The organism is Pseudomonas sp. GOM7 (assembly GCF_026723825.1).
In the GTDB taxonomy this organism is placed as follows: domain Bacteria; phylum Pseudomonadota; class Gammaproteobacteria; order Pseudomonadales; family Pseudomonadaceae; genus Aquipseudomonas.
Genome location: NZ_CP113519.1, coordinates 4,723,700 through 4,744,090 on the forward strand (window position 1 = coordinate 4,723,700; position 20,391 = coordinate 4,744,090).

General features: G+C 63.7%; 16 protein-coding genes. 7 read left to right on the top strand and 9 right to left on the bottom strand.

Features of this window, described 5'->3' with window-relative positions; genetic code table 11:
- Positions 1-16: 16 nt before the first annotated feature.
- The 6 genes from OU800_RS20935 to OU800_RS20960 form a co-directional block, all read right to left on the bottom strand.
- Positions 17-1,675, bottom strand: a complete 1,659-nt coding sequence (locus OU800_RS20935) for a cation acetate symporter (protein WP_268179265.1) — start codon at positions 1,673-1,675, stop codon at positions 17-19.
- Complete coding sequence (locus tag OU800_RS20940; RefSeq protein WP_268179266.1) at positions 1,672-1,983, bottom strand: DUF485 domain-containing protein; 312 nt, start codon at positions 1,981-1,983, stop codon at positions 1,672-1,674. The genes OU800_RS20935 and OU800_RS20940 overlap by 4 nt, the downstream gene beginning before the upstream one ends.
- Before the next feature lie 155 nt (positions 1,984-2,138).
- Positions 2,139-3,446 carry a prephenate-dependent tRNA uridine(34) hydroxylase TrhP gene (gene trhP, locus OU800_RS20945; protein WP_268179267.1) on the bottom strand — a complete coding sequence of 436 codons (1,308 nt, stop codon included), beginning with the start codon at positions 3,444-3,446 and terminating at the stop codon, positions 2,139-2,141.
- Between the two features lie 206 nt (positions 3,447-3,652).
- Positions 3,653-4,159, bottom strand: a complete 507-nt coding sequence (locus OU800_RS20950) for a hypothetical protein (protein WP_268179268.1) — start codon at positions 4,157-4,159, stop codon at positions 3,653-3,655.
- Between the two features lie 92 nt (positions 4,160-4,251).
- The gene (locus tag OU800_RS20955) at positions 4,252-6,021 is read right to left on the bottom strand and encodes a sodium:solute symporter family protein (protein WP_268179269.1); all 1,770 of its coding nucleotides are present in this window, start codon (positions 6,019-6,021) and stop codon (positions 4,252-4,254) included.
- Positions 6,022-6,027: 6 nt separating this feature from the next.
- Positions 6,028-6,288, bottom strand: coding sequence for a DUF4212 domain-containing protein (locus tag OU800_RS20960; RefSeq protein ID WP_268179270.1), 261 nt, complete (start codon positions 6,286-6,288; stop codon positions 6,028-6,030).
- Between the two features lie 235 nt (positions 6,289-6,523).
- Here OU800_RS20960 and OU800_RS20965 point away from each other — a divergent pair, with 235 nt between their 5' ends.
- Positions 6,524-8,659 (top strand): TonB-dependent siderophore receptor, encoded by a 2,136-nt coding sequence (locus OU800_RS20965; protein WP_268179272.1) that lies wholly within the window; start codon positions 6,524-6,526, stop codon positions 8,657-8,659.
- Between the two features lie 109 nt (positions 8,660-8,768).
- Here the strand turns inward: OU800_RS20965 and OU800_RS20970 are convergent, their stop codons facing one another.
- The 3 genes from OU800_RS20970 to creD form a co-directional block, all read right to left on the bottom strand.
- A complete protein-coding gene (locus OU800_RS20970) occupies positions 8,769-9,557 on the bottom strand; it encodes a hypothetical protein (RefSeq protein WP_268179273.1) in 789 nt (262 codons plus the stop codon).
- Between the two features lie 144 nt (positions 9,558-9,701).
- Positions 9,702-10,004: a hypothetical protein gene (locus tag OU800_RS20975; protein ID WP_268179274.1), complete on the bottom strand. Its 303-nt coding sequence runs from the start codon at positions 10,002-10,004 to the stop codon at positions 9,702-9,704.
- Between the two features lie 48 nt (positions 10,005-10,052).
- The gene (gene creD / locus OU800_RS20980) at positions 10,053-11,387 is read right to left on the bottom strand and encodes a cell envelope integrity protein CreD (protein ID WP_268179275.1); all 1,335 of its coding nucleotides are present in this window, start codon (positions 11,385-11,387) and stop codon (positions 10,053-10,055) included.
- A gap of 170 nt (positions 11,388-11,557) precedes the next feature.
- On the opposite strand from creD, the gene OU800_RS24450 reads away from it, so the two are divergent.
- The 6 genes from OU800_RS24450 to OU800_RS21010 all read left to right on the top strand — a co-directional run bounded on the left by OU800_RS24450 (position 11,558) and on the right by OU800_RS21010 (position 20,300).
- A complete protein-coding gene (locus OU800_RS24450) occupies positions 11,558-12,046 on the top strand; it encodes a hypothetical protein (RefSeq protein WP_442964718.1) in 489 nt (162 codons plus the stop codon).
- 221 nt (positions 12,047-12,267) lie between these two features.
- Positions 12,268-13,899, top strand: a complete 1,632-nt coding sequence (locus tag OU800_RS20990; RefSeq protein WP_268179277.1) for a VRR-NUC domain-containing protein — start codon at positions 12,268-12,270, stop codon at positions 13,897-13,899.
- Positions 13,896-16,196: an ATP-dependent DNA helicase gene (locus OU800_RS20995; RefSeq protein ID WP_268179278.1), complete on the top strand. Its 2,301-nt coding sequence runs from the start codon at positions 13,896-13,898 to the stop codon at positions 16,194-16,196. The genes OU800_RS20990 and OU800_RS20995 overlap by 4 nt, the downstream gene beginning before the upstream one ends.
- A 584-nt stretch (positions 16,197-16,780) precedes the next feature.
- Positions 16,781-17,776 (top strand): helix-turn-helix transcriptional regulator, encoded by a 996-nt coding sequence (locus tag OU800_RS21000; protein WP_268179279.1) that lies wholly within the window; start codon positions 16,781-16,783, stop codon positions 17,774-17,776.
- Between the two features lie 99 nt (positions 17,777-17,875).
- The gene (locus OU800_RS21005; protein WP_268179280.1) at positions 17,876-18,811 is read left to right on the top strand and encodes a SphA family protein; all 936 of its coding nucleotides are present in this window, start codon (positions 17,876-17,878) and stop codon (positions 18,809-18,811) included.
- A gap of 34 nt (positions 18,812-18,845) precedes the next feature.
- Positions 18,846-20,300: an amidase gene (locus OU800_RS21010; RefSeq protein WP_268179281.1), complete on the top strand. Its 1,455-nt coding sequence runs from the start codon at positions 18,846-18,848 to the stop codon at positions 20,298-20,300.
- The last annotated feature ends 91 nt before the right edge of the window (positions 20,301-20,391 follow it).

A 20,391-nucleotide genomic window follows, 5' to 3' on the forward strand; every position in this document is an offset into this window, starting at 1 on the left:
ACACCTGGCCGGGTCGTCAGTGCGAGACGGCACCGCTGGCACCCAGGCCGGTCTGCGAGCGGACGAACTGCGGCAGGAAGCGGGCGCGCTCCTCGCCAGCCGCTGCCGAGCTGTCGGTGATGGAGAAGAACCAGACCCCGATGAAGGCCACGGCCATGGAGAACAGCGCCGGGTACTCGTAGGGGAAGATGGCCTTCTCGAAGCCCAGCACCTGCACCCACACGGTCGGGCCAAGGATCATCAGCGTCACTGCGGTGACCAGGCCCAGCCAGCCGCCGATCATGGCGCCACGGGTGGTCAGGTTCTTCCAGTACATGGAAAGGAACAGCACCGGGAAGTTGCAACTGGCGGCGATGGAGAAGGCCAGGCCCACCATGAAGGCGATGTTCTGCTTCTCGAACAGGATGCCCAGGCCGATGGCCAGCACACCCAGGGCCACGGTGGTGATCTTCGACACGCGCAGCTCGTCACGCTCGTTGGCCTTGCCCTTCTTGATCACGCTGGCGTACAGGTCGTGGGACACCGCCGAGGCGCCAGCCAGGGTCAGGCCGGCGACCACCGCGAGGATGGTGGCGAAGGCCACGGCCGAGATGAAGCCGAGGAAGATGCTGCCGCCCACGGCGTTGGCCAGGTGCACCGCGGCCATGTTGTTGCCGCCCAGCAGTGCGCCGCTGGCATCCTTGAAAGCCGGGTTGGTGCTGACCAGCAGGATCGCGCCGAAGCCGATGATGAAGGTCAGGATGTAGAAGTAGCCGATGAAACCGGTGGCGAAGAACACCGACTTGCGCGCTTCCTTGGCGTCACCAACGGTGAAGAAGCGCATCAGGATATGCGGCAGGCCAGCGGTACCAAACATCAGCGCCAGGCCCAGGGAGATGGCCGAGATCGGATCCTTCACCAGGCCGCCCGGGCTCATGATCGCCTCGCCCTTGGGGTGCACCTTGATCGCTTCGCTGAACAGCGTGGCGAAGTCGAAGTTGACGTGCTTCATCACCATCAGCGCCATGAACGAGGCACCGGACAGCAGCAGCACGGCCTTGATGATCTGCACCCAGGTGGTGGCCAGCATGCCGCCGAACAGCACGTAGCAGACCATCAGGATGCCCACCAGCACGACGGCCACGTGGTAGTTGAGGCCGAACAGCAGTTCGATCAGCTTGCCGGCACCGACCATCTGCGCGATCAGGTAGAAGGCCACCACCACCAGCGAACCACTGGCCGACAGGGTGCGGATTTCCTTCTGCTTGAGGCGGTAGGAAGCCACGTCGGCGAAGGTGTACTTGCCGAGGTTGCGCAAGCGCTCGGCGATCAGGAACAGGATCACCGGCCAGCCGACCAGGAAGCCGATCGAGTAGATCAGGCCGTCATAGCCGCTGCTGAACACCAGCGCGGAAATGCCCAGGAAGGACGCCGCCGACATGTAGTCGCCGGCAATCGCCAGGCCGTTCTGGAAGCCGGTGATGCTGCCGCCGGCGGTGTAGAAATCCGAGGCCGACTGGCTGCGCTTGGAGGCCCAGTAGGTGATGTACAGGGTGGCGCCGACGAAGGCGACGAACATGGTGATGGCTGAGACGTTCAGGGGCTGACGCTGAACCTCACCCTCCAGAGCGCCAGCGGCCCACAGGGCAGGACTGATAAGCAGCAGGGCGAAGATGCCGAGAAGACGGGCGATCATTTCTGCACCTCATCCAGGATGACCTTGTTCAGCGCGTCGAACTCGCCGTTGGCACGGTAGACGTAAACACCGGTGAGCACGAAGGCGGACAGGATCAGGCCCACACCCAGCGGGATGCCCCAGGTGGTGGGCGAGCCTTCGCTGATGCGCGTGCCGAGCAGTTGCGGATCGAAGGCGATCAACAGGATGAAGGCCACATAAAGGCCCAGCATGATCGCCGACAGCGTCCAGGCGAAACGGTCACGCTTGGCCACCAGGTTCTTGAAATGCGGATTCGCCTGAATCCGCGCGTAGCTATCGTCGTGCATCTTGTTCTTATCCTCACGAGAGGGGGCTGGTGGCTCTACTCTAGATCCGCCCCTGGCGCACGACAGACGACCTTAGTAGTACATCAGCGCCTCTAACACGCGCCATCCAGCGTTTCCGCCCCTCCCCTGCCGCGCTCTACGACCAAGGTCGGGGGTTAGAGATCGCGCAGCAGCAACCCATGGCCGAGGTCGACACCCGCTGCAACCGGCAGGTACACCCGATGCCCGTCACCGGGCGCTACCGCGATGCGCTCGCCGGAACGGTTCTCCAGGTATTCGAGCGAGAAGCGCAGATTGCCTTGTGGGGTCATCAGCTCGATGCCGTCGCCCACCTCGAAGCGGTTCTTCACCAGCACTTCGGCCAGCTCGCCACGGCGCTCACCGGTCAGCTCACCGACGAACTGCTGGCGCTCGGCGAGGGAGTTGCCGCGCTGGTAGTTCTGGTATTCGTCGTGCACGTGGCGGCGCAGGAAGCCCTCGGTGTAACCACGGTTGGCCAGGGACTCGAGGTCATGCATCAGGCTTCTGTCGAAGGGGCGCCCGGCCACGGCGTCGTCGATGGCGCGGCGGTAGGCCTGGGCGGTGCGCGCGCAGTAGAAGTGGCTCTTGGTGCGCCCTTCGATCTTCAGCGAGTGCACGCCCATGGCCACCAGGCGCGGCACGTGCTGCACCGCGCGCAGATCCTTGGAGTTCATGATGTAGGTGCCGTGCTCGTCCTCGAAGGCGGCCATCTGCTCGCCGGGGCGGCTCGCCTCCTCCAGCAGGAAGGCCTGGCCGGTGGGCGCACCCTGGCCCAGGGTCGGCTCGACGAGCTGGACGATATCGCCGCTTTCGTTCTCGGCAGCCGGGCTGGCCTGGTACTGCCAGCGACAGGCGTTGGTGCAGGTGCCCTGGTTGGGGTCGCGGCGGTTGATGTAGCCCGACAGCAGGCAACGTCCGGAATAGGCCATGCACAACGCCCCATGGACGAACACCTCCAGCTCCATGTCCGGCACTGCCTGGCGAATCTCCTCGATCTCTTCCAGCGCCAGCTCGCGGGAGAGGATCACCCGGCTCAGCCCCTGGCGCCGCCAGAACTCGACACTGGCCCAGTTCACCGCGTTGGCCTGCACCGACAGGTGGATGGCCATGTGCGGAAAGTGCTCTCGCACCAGCATGATCAGGCCGGGATCGGACATGATCAATGCGTTCGGCGCCATCGCCACCACTGGCTCGAGATCCTTGAGGAAGGTCTTCAGCTTGGCGTTGTGCGGGGCGATGTTGACCACCACGTAGAACTGCTTGCCCTGAGCGTGCGCTTCGGCAATGCCGATGGCCAGGTTGGCGTGATCGAACTCGTTGTTGCGCACCCGCAGGCTGTAGCGCGGCTGACCGGCATACACCGCATCGGCGCCGTAGGCGAAGGCATAACGCATGTTCTTGAGGCTGCCGGCCGGCGACAGCAGTTCGGGAAAACGGGGCATGACCGCAAGCTCGGGAATCTGGGGGGCTGGCGATTCTAGAGAGCGGCACGACGCCGGCATTGATCTGGGTCTATCGATGCGCGGAAAAGCGCCCGAGTGAACGCCGTGGTGGTGCGCACAGCGCACCCTACGCAATATCCGCCGTGAAAGGCACCCGTAGGGTGCGCCGTGCGCACCGATGCCGCCACGCTCAGCGCAAGGGCGCGCTAGCGACAAACCTGGCGATAGAGCACCTCGTCCTTGCCGATACGCTTGAGCTGCGCCAGTACAGGTTGCTGCTGGGCATCCAGCGGCAGCAGTTCGGCCGTCTGGCAGTTGAGCAGATGGGCCTGGTGCGAGACATGGTCGATGTGCTGCTTCTCGAAGCGATAGAGCATGAATTCGGCCACCTGCGCCTCAGCCACCTGGCGGCGCACGACGCTCTTGCTGTCGAGCACGGTAAAGGCCGTGGTGATCGGCATGAAGTAGCTCCAGGGGCGCCAGAACACGTGCCCGGCCTCGCTGGCCACCACCACCGACTCGGGCGGCTGGCGCTCGAGCTGGTGCTCGAACCAGGAATACTCGTAGACGATCTGGTAGCCCAGCATGCCCAGGCCGCCGAACAGCGGAACGATCCATCTCGGCAATCGGTTGCCGGTGAGTTTGCGCAACAACAGAGCCACACCGGCAGCGCCGAGCCCCGCTACCAGAATGGCGAGCAAAGTCCACAACATAAGACTGTTCCTGAAAGAAGACGGGCCTCCACTGGAGGCCCGCCTGCTGAAGCCCTGGCCACCCTGCTGGTGGCGTCAGGCCGGGATTATGCTCAGTGGCTCAGAGCCACGCCAGCACCTTTGGGGGTACGCACGCTTTCCACCAGATCCTGGATGTGCTGCGGCGGTGCGGCGGTTACCCGAGACACGGCGTAAGCCACGGCGAAGTTGATCAGCGCACCGACGGAGCCGAAGGAAGCCGGGGAAATCCCCATGAACCAGGCATCCGGGGTGTTCGGCAGGCTGTTGGTGCCCGGGATGAAGAACCAGCCCAGGTAGGTGAAGATGTACAGCAGCGTCACCACCAGGCCAACCACCATGCCGCAGATGGCGCCCTTGTCGTTCATGCGCTTGGAGAAAATCCCCATCATCAGCACCGGGAACAGGGTTGCCGCGGCTATCCCGAAGGCCAGCGCCACCACCTGCGCGGCGAAGCCAGGCGGGTTGAGCCCCAGGTAGGTGGCCAGCAGGATCGCCGCCGCCATGGACAACCGCGCCGCTATCATCTCGTTCTTCTCGCTGATCTTCGGATTGATCAAGGTCTTGATCAGGTCATGACTGATCGCCGAGGAAATCGCCAACAACAGCCCCGCCGCAGTGGACAGCGCCGCCGCGATGGCACCTGCGGCGATCAAACCGACCACCCAACCAGGCAGGTTGGCGATCTCCGGGTTGGCCAGCACCAGGATGTCGTTGTTGACGGTCAGCTCGTTGCCGTTCCAGCCGCGCTCCTGAGCAGTCGCGGTGAAGGCCGGGGCGGCATCGTTGTACATCTGGATGCGGCCATCGCCGTTCTTGTCTTGCCACTGGATCAGGCCGGTCTGCTCCCAGGTCTTGACCCACTCCGGACGCTCTTCGTACGCCAGCGCCGGGGCAGAAGCGCCTTGCGGATAGATGGTGGTGACCAGGTTCAGACGTGCCATGGAGGCCACGGCCGGTGCGGTGAGGTACAGCAGGGCGATGAAGATCAGCGTCCAGCCGGCGGACCAGCGAGCATCGGCCACGCGCGGCACGGTGAAGAAGCGGATGATCACGTGTGGCAGACCGGCGGTACCGATCATCAGCGACAGGGTGAACAGCACCATATTCAGCTTGTTGTCGACATCGGCGGTATAGGCCGCGAAGCCCAGCTCACGCACCACCTCATCGAGTTTCTGCAACAGCGGCACGCCGGACTCGACATGATCACCGAACAGACCCAGCGGCGGGATCGGGTTGCCGGTCAGTTGCAGGGAGATGAAGATGGCCGGGATGGTGTAGGCGATGATCAGCACCACGTACTGCGCCACCTGGGTATAGGTGATGCCCTTCATGCCGCCGAACACGGCGTAGGCGAACACCACCGCCGCAGCGATCCAGATACCCGTGGAGTTGCTCACCTCGAGGAAGCGCGAGAAGGCCACACCGGCACCGGCCATCTGCCCGATCACGTAGGTGACGGAGATGATCACCAGGCAGATCACCGCCGTCAGGCGCGCCCCCCGGCTGTAGAAGCGATCGCCGATGAAATCCGGCACGGTGAACTTGCCGAACTTGCGCAGGTACGGCGCCAGCAGCATGGCCAGCAGCACGTAGCCACCAGTCCAGCCCATGAGGAAGGTGGAGTTGGCATAACCGCCAGCGGCAATCAGGCCGGCCATGGAGATGAAGGACGCGGCGGACATCCAGTCGGCGGCGGTGGCCATGCCGTTGGTGACCGGGTGTACCCCACCGCCCGCGACGTAGAATTCCTTGGTGGAGCCGGCGCGGGCCCAGATGGCGATACCGATATAGAGCGCAAAGGACGCCCCGACGAACAACAGGTTGATGGCGAATTGGCTCATGAGCGCTTACTCCTCGACGCCGAATTCTTTATCGAGTTTGTTCATTCGCCACGCGTAGTGAAAAATGAGCCCGATGAAGACGAGGATGGAGCCCTGCTGAGCGAACCAGAAGCCGAGATCGGCTCCGCCAACCATGATGCCCGCGAGCATGGGTCGCAGGATCATGGCGAATCCATACGAGGCCAGAGCCCAGACGATCAGGCTCAGGGTGATCAAGCGTACATTCGCCTTCCAGTACGCCGCTGCATTTGCTTTATCAGTAGTCATGGATGCCTCCGGTTATTGTTATTCTGATACACCTTCAAGCTAGCAGTAGCTGAGCAAAAGCCAATAGATAGACATTGGTATTAGCCGCTCCCTCCCCCAGCACAGCCTCCCTCGCCATTACCGCACAGCGCCAGGTAGCAGTCTGACGTCGATTATCCTGATTACAATTGATAATAGTTCTTCATAACACTACTATGCCGCCCAAAATCAACCCACCTTGTCCAAGGATCTGCAAATGCGTCGCCTGGTCGTTCCGCTCCTTGCTCTCCCCGCCATTACCTGTCACTCCAGTTTCGCCGCTACAGCGGGTAGCGATGCACCACTGGCGCTGGAAGAACTGCAGATCAATGCCGCTGGCGAGCGTGCCGATGGCCCTGTGGCTGGCTACCGCGCCACCCGTTCAGCCAGCGCGACCCGTACCGACACGCCGATCCACGATATCCCTCAGTCGATCAGCGTGGTGCCGGCGCAGGTGGCCGAAGACATCGGTGCGGTACGCCTGGAAGATGCCCTCGACTACGCTGGCGGAGTGGAGCGTGGCAACAACTTTGGCGGCCAGGGCCTGACCGAATTCCTCATCCGCGGCTTCAACAGCCAGGAGTTCTACCGCAACGGTTTCGCCGTCAACCGCGGCTACCCGAACATGCCCGACGCCAATACCATCGAGCGCATCGAAGTGCTGCGTGGCCCGGCGGCCATGCTCTATGGTCGTAGCGACCCCGGCGGTACCTTCAATATCGTCACCAAGCAGCCGCAGGCCGAGCGCCGTACCGTGCTGGGCAGCCAGGTCAACACCCAGGGCCTGCGTCGCGGCACGCTGGACACCACCGGCGCGCTGGACGAGCAGGCCGCCTTCACCTATCGCCTGAACCTGGCAGCCGAAGGCGCCGACAGCTTCCGCGACGACGTCGAGAGCGAGCGCTACAGCGTCGCCCCGGTGCTGCGCTGGCAGCTCAGCGATGACACCGCCATCACCCTCGAAGGCGACTACCTGCACAACCGCCACCCGCTCGACCGTGGCGTCACCCGCTACTCCAATCAGGACGGCAAGCTGCCGCGTGATCGCTTCCTCGGCGAAAAAGCAGCCGGCAAGCTGACCAACGAGAACGCCACCACGCAACTGCGCATCGAGCACCTGCTCAACGATAGCTGGACGCTGCGCGGCGGTGTGCAGTACCTCGATGGCGAAATCTACGGCGGCGCCGTGGAGAACAACAGCAACGCCTATACCGGCCTGGTAGCTGGCAGCAGCACCGTCGGGCGCAACTACAACGAGCGCTGGCTGAACTGGAACGACGTCAACGTCCAGGCCAACGCCGAAGGCAACTTCGACCTTGCCGGCTTCGCCCATACCCTGCTGGTAGGCGTGGAGTACGACAAGTTCAACTACAACTCGCTGATCATCCGTTCGCCGGGTGGTGGCGCCTACCCCATCGATCTCTACGCCCCGGTGCATGGCCAGCCGCTGCCAGCGCTGACACGTACCACCACGCATGATGCCGAGACGCTGGAGTCCTACGCCTTCTACCTGCAGGATCAGATCGCCCTCACCGAACGCCTCAAGGCCCAGGTGGGTGCGCGTGTCGAGCGTTTCGAGCAAAGCTATGTGGACAAGCTCAACCCCAACGGCGACTGGGATCAGGCACATAACGCCGTGACCCCGCGCTTCGGCCTGATCTATGACCTCACCGACGAGCTGGCGGTATTCGCCAACACCTCGCGCTCGTTCAAGCCCAACCGTGGCGCGGATCGCTCCGGCAATGCCTTCGACCCGGAAAAAGGCATCGCTCATGAGGTCGGCATCAAGTACGACATGTTCGACCGCGACTTCAGCCTCACCGCTGCCCTGTTCCATATCGTCAAGGAGAACGTGCTGACCAGCGACCCGCTGGACAGCACCCGCAGCATCGCGGCTGGCGAAGTGCGCAGCCGTGGTTTCGATATCAACCTGGCCGGCAACATCACCCCGCAGTGGCGCGTGATCGGCGGCTATGCCTACGTCGACGCCGAGGTCACCGAAAGCACCAGCGCCACCATGCCGGTGGGCTCACGCCTGGGCAACGTGCCGCGGCACAGCTTCAACCTGCTCGACACCTACGAGTTCGACAGCGGCAGCCTGGCCGGCCTGGGCCTGGGTGTTGGCCTCAAGTACGTCAGCGAGCGTCAGGGTCAGACCAGCAACAACACCTTCGACATGGACGGCTACAGCGTGGTCGACCTGCTGGCCTACTACCCGCTGACCGAGAACGTGCGGCTGAACCTCAACCTGAACAACGTGTTCGACAAGCACTATGAAGAGCGCGCCTGGAACGTCTGGGCCTACCCGGGCGAGCCGCGCACGCTGCAGGCAGGGATTTCGGTCAGTCTGTAAAGCAGGCGCCAGGTGAACGCTGTTCACCTGGCCTGTCACCTCGTAGCCCGGATGCAATCCGGGGATGGCCTGTTACGCCGTGCCCGGATTGCATCCGGGCTACGTGCCTTCAGAGCGGGTCGGAGACCAGCTCGATTGGCAGCAGATAGCGTTCATCGCCGTATTCAAGACGAAACTGATCGGAGCGGGGTTCATCCTCGAGCGTCCGGCATTCGCCATCGACCGCCACCATGCGCCTGCCGGTATGACTACGCTTGAAAATCAGGTCGCGGTAACCATCGCGGCCGACCTTGCCCGTGACGATAAGCACGCCCTTGGCCTCGCCAAACGAGGCAATGCAATCGTCGTCTCGTTCACCGCCAAAGCTCTCCACCACCAGCGCCCCCATCAACGAGCGCAACCCTTTCTCTTTCAACTCGTAGAGTGTTAGCTCGGTTTCACTGAAGGGATTCATGCGCGACCAGTTGCGGCGACTGATGCGAACACCAAAGGCCAATTCATCACCACGCAGGCGATAAGGCGCGGTATCGAAGGTCATCTCGTCGATGAAGATCGCATCCCAATCCAACTTATCGGGCTCGACCAAACGCGCCACGAAGCGCTGCTGGTGGTTATCGAGCACCAGCACTTCCAGATCCGTCTCCCCATAGCCATCATGCTCTGCGCGAATCAACGGCATCGCCACCAGCGTGAGGTGCGGGCGCGCCGGCCATACCTTGCAGATGCTCCGTTCGGCATCCACCCGGTAGTGCCCGCGCTCGTCCTCCAGCGCCTGACCAGCCCCGTGACCCGGATGGGCCGTTTCGATCCAGGTCGGCAGTTGCTGCCGGCAATCATCGGCCTGCGCCAGGCTCGCCAGCAGCAAACCGCCAAGGGCAATGAGTAGTCTCTTGTTCATCCTTGAAGCACTCCCGTTCAATGTGCCGCGAGTCTACGCCGCCAACCGACCACTGCCCATGACGGGCATCGCGAAACAACCAGGTGATACGCCGCGCCAGCAGGTGCCCGGCACGCGCCTCCTCACGCAAGCCGATATGCCCGCTCATGGCCGGTACCACAGGCGCATGAAGCCCAGCGCCAGCAGCAGGCCGACCTGGCCCAGCGCCGCGCACAGCGCCAGGAAGGAATGCAACGTGCTGTTGTTGGCGGCGTCGTGCAGGCCGGTCAGGCCGCTCCAGAAACCTTCCGGCAAAACCATCAGGCTCAGGCTGGCCAGCGGCTTGCCGGTCAGCAGCAGGCCATCGATCAGGCTGAACCAGCCGAAGAACATCAGGCCAATCAGGATCATCACCGCCACCACCAGGCCAAGGCCCAGGCACGCGGAAAACTGCATGAGAAGTCGCATGGGATCACCTCCGGAAATGGGGCGCGGCCCTTGCCGCGCCATTGCTCATCAAGCGCTGCGACCAACGCCGTACCAATCCAGCCTGCGGGTCAGCACCATCACGCTGCCGAGCACACCGAACACCAGCAGCGAGCCCATCAGCAGGGCGTAATCCTCGGCGCTGAGCAGGCCGAAGAGCATCCCGTACAGCGCCGCCAGCAGCGCGGCGAAACCCAGGCCGCGCTGCCAGCTCTGCAGCACGAAGCTGACGTAGAAGCCGATCAGGCCGACGCAGGCCGTCGCCGATATGCCATAGGCCAGCGCGAACGGCAGGTGCTCGGAAAGTGACAGCAGCAGCAGGTAGAACAGCGCCAGCGACAGGCCGACCAGGGCGTACTGCACCGGGTGCACGGCCAGGCGCTTGAGCACCTCGAAGAGGAAGAAGGTGGCGAAGGTCAGGGCGATGAACAGCAGCGCGTATTTGATCGCGCGGTCGGTCTTCAGGTACTGATCCACCGGGTCGACGAAGCTCACCCCGAAGCTGCGTTGGAACAGGCCTTGGCACAGGCTCTGGCCTTCACAGCCACGCAGCGTCTCCTCAAGGTTGGTGGCGAAGAAGCTGGTCTGCCATTCGGCGGAAAAGCCCTGGGCGGTGATCTCGCGACGGCTCGGCAGGTATTCGCCGACGAAGCTCGGGTGCGGCCAGTCGGACTTCAAGCTGACGCGGCTGTCGCGCCCCACCGGCACCACATCGAGCTGCTCGGTGCCCTGCAGCTTGAGATCGAAGGCAAAGTCCAGCACCTGCCCGCCCTGGCTGTCCAGCGCCGGCAGCGGTACGTGCACGCCATCGCCAAAGCGGCTGTCATGGGTGCCTGGGGCGAAGCTCAGGGTCTGGCCATTGAGACGCAGTTTGAGGTCATTGTTGATGCCACGGATATCGCTGATACCCACCGCCAGGAAGGGCGTCCCGAAGCTGTAGAAGCCCAGGTCGTCGCCCAGGCCGAAACGCGCTGGCAGGCGGAACTGACCACGGATCAGGCTATCACTGTGGTACAGGCGCGCCTCGTAGATACCACGGGCGCGCAGCTCGGTACTGACCTGGCCGTCGAGCTCGAAGCGCTCCGGCAGGAAGTAGAGCTTCCCTTGCTGCTGGCGCTCCTCGGTATAGCGCTCGCCGGTCTGCTCGCGGGTCTTCCAGACATGGGTGGTCTTGACGTAAGGCAGCACGAGGATTGGCCCGGTGATCTGCTGGCGGTAGCTGGAGCTGCGGGCGATGTCCTGCAGCACCTGATGGCGCAGGCCCTGGCGCTCGTCCACCAGGCCATCGATCATCAGCAAAGGGATCAGCAACAACAGCATCAGCAGGGCGATGGCGCCCAGTTTGAAACCCAGGGTACGGCTCATGGCACGGCTCTCCGTAGCGATTTAAGGTACGGCAGAGTCTGGGCAGCGACGGTGGGCGGCGTATGGGGCCAGCGTGGAGATTGTGTGGAAAGTGCGTGAACGAAAAAGGGCGCTGATTCACAGCGCCCTTTCTAACTGCAATGCGGCATCAGACGGCTCCCGCGTGATGGATGATCGAATCAGCTGATGCGGCTGGCACCCACGCGATCGGCGCCGTCTGCGGCAACACGGTTGACGCCTACACGGTCAGCGCCATCGGCAGCAACACGGTTCGGGCCAACGCGACCGGCACCGTCTTCGGCTACGCGAAAGCGCTCCAGGGAACGTTCGGCACCGCCTTCGGCGACACGATTGACACCTACACGGTCAGCGCCATCGGCGGCTACGCGGTTCGGGCCAACGCGATCAGCACCGTCTTCGGCTACGCGAAAGCGCTCCAGGGTACGTTCGGCACCGCCTTCGGCGACACGATTGACACCTACACGGTCAGCGCCATCGGCGGCTACGCGGTTCGGGCCGACGCGATCAGCACCATCTTCGGCCACGACGGGAGCGCTGGACTGCTCGACGGTGATCTGTGGCAGGGCGAAAGCACTGGCGGACAGGCTGGCAACGAAGAGGCTGGCGAGGATTTGCTTTTTCATGGTGGTTCTCCTTGAGAGGGGTGGCTAACTGGCTACGGGACTCATGTTCCTGCACGCCTCGAAACGGCAAAAGGGACAGAACGGGATAGTGAAAATCGACGCCATCGATAACTGAAAAAGCGCTTTTCGCTCAGGCAGATAGCCGTTGATGACGAGGTTCTGGCACACGCCCCGCTTGCATTGCAGCCGCCCAGCGGCGCTGGAATCTGTATAAAAAACCAGTAACATTCCGCCCCATGCTCGCCCTCGACGCCCCCGAACTCTATTACCTGGCCAACTTCCGCAAGGCCCTCGCCTGGCTCGACGCCCATCACCGCGACCTGATGGACGACGCCGAGCGCGCCTTCCTCGCGGATTTCCCCCAGCTCCCCCTGCCCGCCCAGGCGCTGCTGGTGCGCCTGGTGATGCGCAAGGGCGTGCACTTTCGCGTGAGCAAGCTGCGCTATGCCGAGATCGGCGATATCCCCACTGCGGCAGCGCCATTGCTGGAACTGGGCTGGCTGATCGACTGTGCCGCGCTGAGCTTCGACGAGCTGGGCGCCCTGCTGCTCAAGGACGAGCTGGCCACGCATTTCGCCAACGACCTGCCGCGCAGCAACCTGAAAAAGAGCGAAGCGCTCGACCACCTGCGCGAGCTGCACAGCGAACCCCGCAGCCTGGCTGACTGGTGCCCGCATCTGCACGAGTGCCTGCTGAGCCTGGCCATAGGCCCGCTGTGCGACCGCTTGCGCCTGATGTTTTTCGGCAACCTGGCACAGGACTGGTCGGAGTTCGTGCTGGCCGACCTGGGGATATTCCGCTACGAGCAAGTGCCGATCACCCCGGGCTCGCGCGGCTTTCGCCACCGCCAGGACGTGGACGACTACCTGCACCTGCGCGCCTGTCGCGAGGCCTTCGAGGCCGGCATGGCGGTTACCGAGGTGCTGCAGCAGCTCGGTGATTTCAGCAGCGACAGCACGCATATCGGTGAGCGTCACCAGCGCCTGCTGCTGCAACTGGCGCAGCATCTGGAACGTGCAGGCGAGCTGGACTCGGCGCTGGCGCTGTACCGCGACACCCGCGCAGTGGGCTCGCGACAACGGCAGATCCGCGTGCTGGAACGCCTGGGCCAGGATGCCGAAGCGCTGACCCTCGCCGAACAGGTGATCGCGGCGCCGCACAATGCCGAAGAAGCACAACTGGCCGAGCGCGCATGCACCCGCTTGCGCAAACGCCTCGGCCTGCCGGCAGCGCCCAAGGCGGCGAAGCTGATCGAGGATCGCCTCGACCTGCGCCTGCCGCGCGCCGCCAGCGTCGAGCTGGCCGTGGCCATGCACCTGGCCGAACCCGATGCGCCGGTGCATTACGTGGAAAACACACTGATCTGCGGGTTATTCGGCCTGCTCTGCTGGGAAGCGATCTTCGCCCCGCTGCCCGGCGCCTTCTTCCACCCCTTCCACATCGGCCCGGTGGATCTGCACCGCGCCGACTTCCACGCCCGGCGCAGCGAGCTGTTCGCCGCCTGCCTGGCACGCCTGGAGGATGGCAGCTACATCGACGCCATGCGCCGCACCCACGCCGAGAAATTCGGCACCCAATCGCCCTTCGTGTTCTGGGAACTGCTCGATGCCGAGCGCCTGGAACAGGCCCTGATCTGCCTGCCGCCCGTGCACCTGAGTGCCTGGTTCCGCCGCCTGCTCGCGGACATCCGCGAGAACCGCGCCGGCATGCCCGACCTGATCCAGTTCTGGCCCAGCGAAGGTCGCTACCGGATGATCGAAGTGAAAGGCCCCGGCGACCGCCTGCAGGACAACCAGAAACGCTGGTTGGCCTTCTGCGCCGAGCACGACATGCCGGTCAGCGTCTGCTACGTGGAGTGGAGCGATTGAACCTGCGCGTCGCCGTGCGCGAGCTGTGCGAGTTCACCGCCAAGGAAGGTGACCTCGACCTGCGCTTCACCCCCTCGCCCACCGCGCAGGAGGGCATGGCCGGGCACGCCACGGTGGTGGCCCGGCGCGGCCCGGATTACGTTTCCGAACTGCCGCTGATCGGCCAGTTCGAGGAGCTTACGGTCAGCGGCCGCGCCGATGGCTTCGACCCCGAGTTTCGCCTGCTGGAAGAGATCAAGACCCATCGCGGCGACATCTCGCGCATCCCCGCCAACCACCGCCTGCTGCACTGGGCGCAGGTCAAGGTGTACGGCTGGCTGCTGTGCCAGGAGCTGGGTTTCGATGAGCTGGATCTGGCAGTGGTCTACTTCAACGTCATCACTCAGCAGGAAACGGTATTCCGCGAACGCCATAGCGCAGCCTCGCTGGGTGAGTTCTTCGCCCTGCATTGCCGCCGCTATATCGACTGGGCGCGGCAGGAACAGGCGCACCAGCAGGCACGCAACCAGGCGCTGGAGAGCTTGAGCTTCCCCTACGGCGAATTTCGCCATGGCCAACGGCAACTGGCCGAGGCCGTGTACCGCGCCGCCCGCGACGGCCACTACCTGCTGGCGCAGGCCACCACCGGCATTGGCAAGACTCTTGGCACCCTGTTCCCACAGCTCAAGGCCATGCCCGGCCAGCAACTCGACCGCCTGTTCTTCTTGAGCGCCAAGACGCCGGGCCGGCGCCTGGCACTGGATGCCCTGCAACGCCTGCGCGAGCCGGATACACCGCTGCGCGTGCTGGAACACGTCGCCCGCGACAAGGCCTGCGAACACCCGAGCAAAGCCTGCCATGGCGACTCCTGCCCGTTGGCCAAGGGCTTCTACGATCGCCTGCCGGCGGCGCGTAGCGCGGCACTCAAGGAACGCTGGCTGGATCAGCAGGCGGTGCGCAATATCGCCATCGCCCACGGCGTATGCCCCTACTACCTGAGCCAGGAGCTGTGCCGCTGGAGCGACGTGGTGGTGTGCGACTACAACTACTACTTCGACCTCGGCGCCCTGCTGCACAGCCTCACCCTGATCAACCAATGGCGCGTCTGCCTGCTGGTGGACGAGGCGCACAATCTGGTGGAGCGCGGACGCGGCATGTACAGCGCCGAGCTGGATCAGGCGCGCTTCAAGGCCATGTGCCGCGAAGCGCCGAAGCGCCTGAAGAGCGTGCTGGAGCGGGTCGACCGCCACTGGGATCAACTGCACCGCGAGCAAGAGGTGCCCTATCAGGTCTACCCGCTGGCGCCGGACTTGCTGCTGGCCGCCCTGGGCAAAGCCGTTAGCGCCATCACCGACCTGCTTACCGACCAGCCCGAAGGCAATGGCGGTGAGCTACTCAGCTTCTATCTGGACGCCATGCTGTTCTGCCGCCTGGCGGAAAGCTTCGGCCCGCACTCGCTGTTCGATATCAGCCGCGTCGAGGCCGGCAACGGGCGCAGCTACTCGACCCTGTGCATCCGCAATATCCTCCCGGCGCCCTTCCTCGGCCCGCGCTTCGAGGAGGCCCACAGCGCCACGCTGTTCTCCGCCACCCTCAGCCCCAGCCACTACTACCTCGACCTGCTCGGCCTGCCGGAAGAGACCCAGTGTCTGGACGTTGCCTCCCCCTTCAGCGCCGAACAACTGCACGTGCAGGTGGTGCGCAACCTCTCCACCCGCTACCAGCACCGCGAAGCCTCGCTGGCGCCGATCTGCCAGTTGATGGCACGCCAATACGCCGAACGTCCCGGCAACTACCTGGCCTTCTTCAGCAGCTACCAGTATCTGGAACAGGTGCTGCAGGAGCTGCGCCGCGACCACCCGCAGATTCCGGTATGGACGCAGTCACGGCAGATGGACGAAGCGGCGCGCCAGGGCTTTATCGAGCGCTTCCAGATCGGCGGGCGCGGCATCGGCTTCGCCGTGCTCGGCGGCGTGTTTGGCGAGGGAGTGGATCTACCCGGCGAACGCCTGATCGGCGCCTTCGTCGCCACCCTCGGCCTGGCCCAGCTCAACCCCATCAACGAAGAAATCCGCCAACGCATGGACACCCTGTTCGGCAATGGCTACGACTACACCTACCTCTACCCCGGTTTGCAGAAAGTGGTGCAAGCCGCTGGCCGGGTCATCCGAACCCCGGAAGACCAGGGTGTGCTCTACCTGATCGACGACCGCTTCGCCCGCCCGGAAGTCCGCCGCCTTCTGCCAACCTGGTGGCAAGTGGAGCTGCTGCGTTTGCCGCACAGAACATCCACCCCCGAACCGCAACCCGATCTGTAGGAGCGGCTGGGCGGCATTCCGTTTTATCCGCGATCATTGCCGCCTGAGAGGCCGTAGCCTGGGTAGAGCACCGCGCAACCCAGGAATCCACAGACGATGGGTTTCGCTGTGCTCTACCCATCCTACGCGAGCCCGAGGCCCCTCGTAGCTGAGGCCTCTCTCACGAGGCACCGGTGCGCACAGCGCACCCTACGTGGGGAGTGTCAGCCGCACTTCCACGCCGCCTTTTCCTGCACGAAATTCAGGCCCAGGCCGGTGCTTTGTGGCCCCATTGGGGCGCGGCAGGGAGTAGAAGCGTTCGGTCAGCAAATAGTCCGGACAACCTCTGCCAACGGTGAAAGCATCATCCACCCACGCCGGAAATCCTGGCGTAGGGTGGACAACGCGAAGCTTGTCCACCCTGCCTGGGTCGAGCACTGCGAAACGGATGATGGGCGGCGACACTTGCCGGCAACGAAGCCTGAGTACCTATCGTCCATTTGAACGATAGCCGGCACGCGAGAATTGCGTAGACTCGAACCCTGACTTCCGCGCAATTTGCAGCCTGCGCGCTTTCTACCCAGAAAAATAACAAGGGGGATAGCATGGCAACCGATACTGCGCCTGTGGACGGGCTCTCCAGCCAGGTATTCACGGCATTCAGCCTGGCCATCCTGGAGCTGCACACCAAGGTTCGCGGCGCTTCGATCTCGACCTTCCATCAGCAGGCACTGCAACTGCTGGGCTCGCTGATCGCCTTCGACAAGGCCTGGTGGGGCCGGGCGGCCTGGCGGGAGAACCTGCCAGTCGAGCACAGTTCCTTCCTGCTCGGGCTGCCCAAGCGTTATGCCAGTGACTGGGAGCAGCTCAAGAAGAACGATGCCAGCCTCGGTGAGATGCACCAGCGCCAAGGCACTTGCCAGGTCATCCACTGCACGGCCCCTGACGCCCATCCCGGCCTGGCGCAACTGGGCCGCCAATACGATCTCGCTCATGCACTGGCTATCGCCATCACCGAGGCGCAGACGCAACTGGGCGTGCATCTGACCCTGTTTCGCTCACCCGGCCGCCCGCCTTTCACGGCGACCGAGCAGCATCTTCTCGAGCTGCTCATGCCCCACCTGATCGCCGCCGAACAGGAAAGTTATCTGCGCACGCTGGCAACCCTGCGTGACAGCGACGGCGCGTATGACGAAACGGCCCTGGCCGTGTGCGACCGCTACGGCGTGTTGATGTCGATGGAGCCGAACTTCGTGTCGATGCTGGCGGCGGAATGGCCTGATCAGCAAGGTAACCGCCTGCCTGCGCCATACGTCCCGCAACGGGCCTACGTCGGCCATTGCATCCATATCGAGCCACAGCCGATAGGTGACCTCGTGCTGCTGAGGGCGCGCCGCCGCAGCAGCATAGAGCGGCTCAGCACGCGCGAACTGGAGGTCGCGAAAGGCTTCGCCGCCGGACAGACCTACAAGGAAGTTGCCCGTAGCGTTGGTGTTTCGCCTTGTACCGTTCGCCATCATTTACGCAAGGTCTACGACAAACTGGGTATCAGTCGCAAAGCACAGATCGCCCAACTTATCCCCATCGACAAACACTGTTAATAACGCGCCCGCGCCCCCTTCATAACTATCCGCCTCGACATGGGTCATTGCCCGTGCACAGGCTCGTACGCGCCCAACAATAAGAACAAGGAATATACGATGTCATACAGACGATGGTTTGCCGCGCCTTCGATAATAGGTTTGAGCCTTGCCCTGTTATCCCCTGCGTTATACGCCACCGAGAATGGCGCCCCGACGACGGCTGCGGGCGTGCTCGACTTCGGCGCAGGCTTCATGCCGCCCTCGACGCCCTACGGCACCCTTGGCATGCGCGTCAGCCATTATCGCGCGCATGCCTTGAAGGATGACGACGGCAATGACAGCCCGAATGATTTCGCTATCGATGTCACGGCCATTGGCCTGGCGTATATCCGCATGACGCAGCAAGAGTGGCTGGGTGCCCGTTACGGCTTCGCCATCGTGCCGGTGTTTTTCAAGATGGACGCCGACCTGGGCGTCAATATAGGTGGGCAGCGCGTATTCAGTGACAGTGCCGAGGTCTTTCGCCCGGCGGATCTGCAAGTGGCGCCGCTGATACTGGAGTGGCGGCCCAGACCCAATCTGGGCATCAACACACAACTGGTGGTGCAAATGCCCACTGGGGATTATGACAAGGATCGCCTGGTGAGCCCTGGCACCAATCACTGGACGCTCTCGCCAGTGTTGAACTTCACCTACATTACGTCGAGCGGCCTTGAACTTTCATCCAGTTTCCAACTGGACATCAATGCCCGCAACTCGGCTACGGATTACCGCAGCGGCATCGAATACCGCCATGAATTTGCCGTCGGCCAACACCTTGGCAATTGGACACTTGGCATCGGTGGCTACCACTACCGGCAATTAACCGACGATGACGCGCCGGGGCTGACCAATGGCAACCGCGCCAGGACTTTCGCCATTGGCCCGGCCCTGAGTTACTTCAAACCAGACTCCGGTTTACCGCCGATCTGGTTACACGCCTACAAGGAATTCGATTCTCACAACCGCACCGAGGGTTACACCCTGGCCTTGCGCACGGGTATCAGTTTTTAAGTAACGAGCCTGCTCTTCAACCGAGGGAAGTTTCATGAAAGACATTCAAAACCTGTTCGATACGCTCGATGGTCGCGGTCTGGCTGCACTGGTCAAAAAGGGTGAAGTGCACCCCGGCGAGCTGCTCGAAGCCGCCATCAGCCGTGTCGAACAGGTGGAGCCACACCTGGCAGCGGTAGCCGAGCGCCTGTATGACCAGGCCCGTGAACGCACCACCAATGGCCAGCCATTCCAAGGCCCGCTGGCCGGCGTGCCGACCCTGGTAAAGGACATGTTCTCCCCGATGGCCGGCGCCCGGATGACCAACGGTTCCAGAGCCCTGGGCGAGTTTCGCGCAGACAGTGACTGCGAAGTCGTTGCCCGGCTCAGGGCAGCAGGCTGCCAACTGATTGGCACCACCACCGCACCCGAGTTCGGCGTTTCCTACACCACGGAGTCTCAACGCTTCGGGGCGACACGCAACCCCTGGAATGTAGAACACAGCGCTGGCGGCTCCAGCGGCGGCGCGGCCGCTCTGGTCGCGGCACGCGCCATTCCCTTTGCCCACGGTAACGACGGCGGTGGCTCCTTGCGCGTTCCCGCCTCGTGCTGCGGGGTGTTCGGCTTCAAGCCATCACGCGGCCTGCTGCCATCAGGGCCGATGGTGGGTGAAGGCTGGGCCGGCCTGAGTACGGCCCATGCCATCACGCTCTCGGTGGGCGACAGCGCAGCGCTGCTCGATGCCACCGCCGGCATGGATCTCGGTGCGCCCTATGCCGCGCCGATGCCGTCGACCTCCTTCTCCCAGGCCTTGGAGCACTCACCCAAGCCGCTGAAGATTGCCCTGGTGGCCGAGCTGGCGCCCTGGCAAACCCAGCCTGACGCCTTGCAGGCCGTACAGCGGACGGCTGCGCTGCTGGAGTCGCTCGGGCATAGCGTGACCAGCACGACGCTGCCGGTGCACCTGCTCGAATTTCTCGACGCGACCTTCGACATCATCGGCTCCCATACCCGCAGCTTCCTGGACATGCTGGGCAAGCTGCGCGGTGCTCCGGTGGCGCCCGAGGAGCTGGAGCCGCGCACGCGCGTGATCCTGCGCGAGCGCGGCCAACTGTCGGCAACGCGCTATATCGCGGCGGTCGAATACATGCACGCCCTCGGTCGCACCATGGCGGCGTTCCTCCAGGATTACGACCTCATCCTGACCCCGACCCTGAACAGGGCACCGCCCCGCCTGGGTGAGCTGACACTCGAAGACGACAGCCATTCCCTTCAGGACTTCATCGAGCTGTCCCATGGTTATTCACCCTATACGGCCATCTTCAACGCCACGGGCCAGCCTGCGATGTCGGTGCCCCTGTACTGGACAAGTGAAGGGCTGCCGCTGGGCTCTCACTTCGCCGGCCGCTTCGGCGACGAGCGAACGCTGCTGAGCCTTGCCCGGCAACTGGAGGATGCCCAGCCCTGGGCTGCCCGCCGCCCGGCCGTGAATGCCTGCCAGCGGTCATAAGGCGGGGCCCCGCGCGAACCCGGATAACCACTCCCAACGGTGGATGAAAAAGCGTCACCCACCCTACGGGGGAAATCGTGCCCTAGGGTGG

Excerpts from the sequence above, each read along its gene's own strand:
- OU800_RS24450 (WP_442964718.1), top strand. The coding sequence starts at position 11,558 with ATGATCGAATCAGCTGATGCGGCTGGCACCCACGCGATCGGCGCCGTC.
- OU800_RS20965 (WP_268179272.1), top strand. The coding sequence starts at position 6,524 with ATGCGTCGCCTGGTCGTTCCGCTCCTTGCTCTCCCCGCCATTACCTGT.
- OU800_RS21005 (WP_268179280.1), top strand. The coding sequence starts at position 17,876 with ATGTCATACAGACGATGGTTTGCCGCGCCTTCGATAATAGGTTTGAGC.
- OU800_RS20955 (WP_268179269.1), bottom strand. The coding sequence starts at position 6,021 with ATGAGCCAATTCGCCATCAACCTGTTGTTCGTCGGGGCGTCCTTTGCG.
- OU800_RS20970 (WP_268179273.1), bottom strand. The coding sequence starts at position 9,557 with ATGAACAAGAGACTACTCATTGCCCTTGGCGGTTTGCTGCTGGCGAGC.
- OU800_RS20960 (WP_268179270.1), bottom strand. The coding sequence starts at position 6,288 with ATGACTACTGATAAAGCAAATGCAGCGGCGTACTGGAAGGCGAATGTA.
- OU800_RS20940 (WP_268179266.1), bottom strand. The coding sequence starts at position 1,983 with ATGCACGACGATAGCTACGCGCGGATTCAGGCGAATCCGCATTTCAAG.
- OU800_RS20990 (WP_268179277.1), top strand. The coding sequence starts at position 12,268 with ATGCTCGCCCTCGACGCCCCCGAACTCTATTACCTGGCCAACTTCCGC.
- OU800_RS20950 (WP_268179268.1), bottom strand. The coding sequence starts at position 4,159 with ATGTTGTGGACTTTGCTCGCCATTCTGGTAGCGGGGCTCGGCGCTGCC.
- OU800_RS21000 (WP_268179279.1), top strand. The coding sequence starts at position 16,781 with ATGGCAACCGATACTGCGCCTGTGGACGGGCTCTCCAGCCAGGTATTC.
- creD (WP_268179275.1), bottom strand. The coding sequence starts at position 11,387 with ATGAGCCGTACCCTGGGTTTCAAACTGGGCGCCATCGCCCTGCTGATG.
- OU800_RS20935 (WP_268179265.1), bottom strand. The coding sequence starts at position 1,675 with ATGATCGCCCGTCTTCTCGGCATCTTCGCCCTGCTGCTTATCAGTCCT.
- OU800_RS21010 (WP_268179281.1), top strand. The coding sequence starts at position 18,846 with ATGAAAGACATTCAAAACCTGTTCGATACGCTCGATGGTCGCGGTCTG.
- OU800_RS20975 (WP_268179274.1), bottom strand. The coding sequence starts at position 10,004 with ATGCGACTTCTCATGCAGTTTTCCGCGTGCCTGGGCCTTGGCCTGGTG.
- trhP (WP_268179267.1), bottom strand. The coding sequence starts at position 3,446 with ATGCCCCGTTTTCCCGAACTGCTGTCGCCGGCCGGCAGCCTCAAGAAC.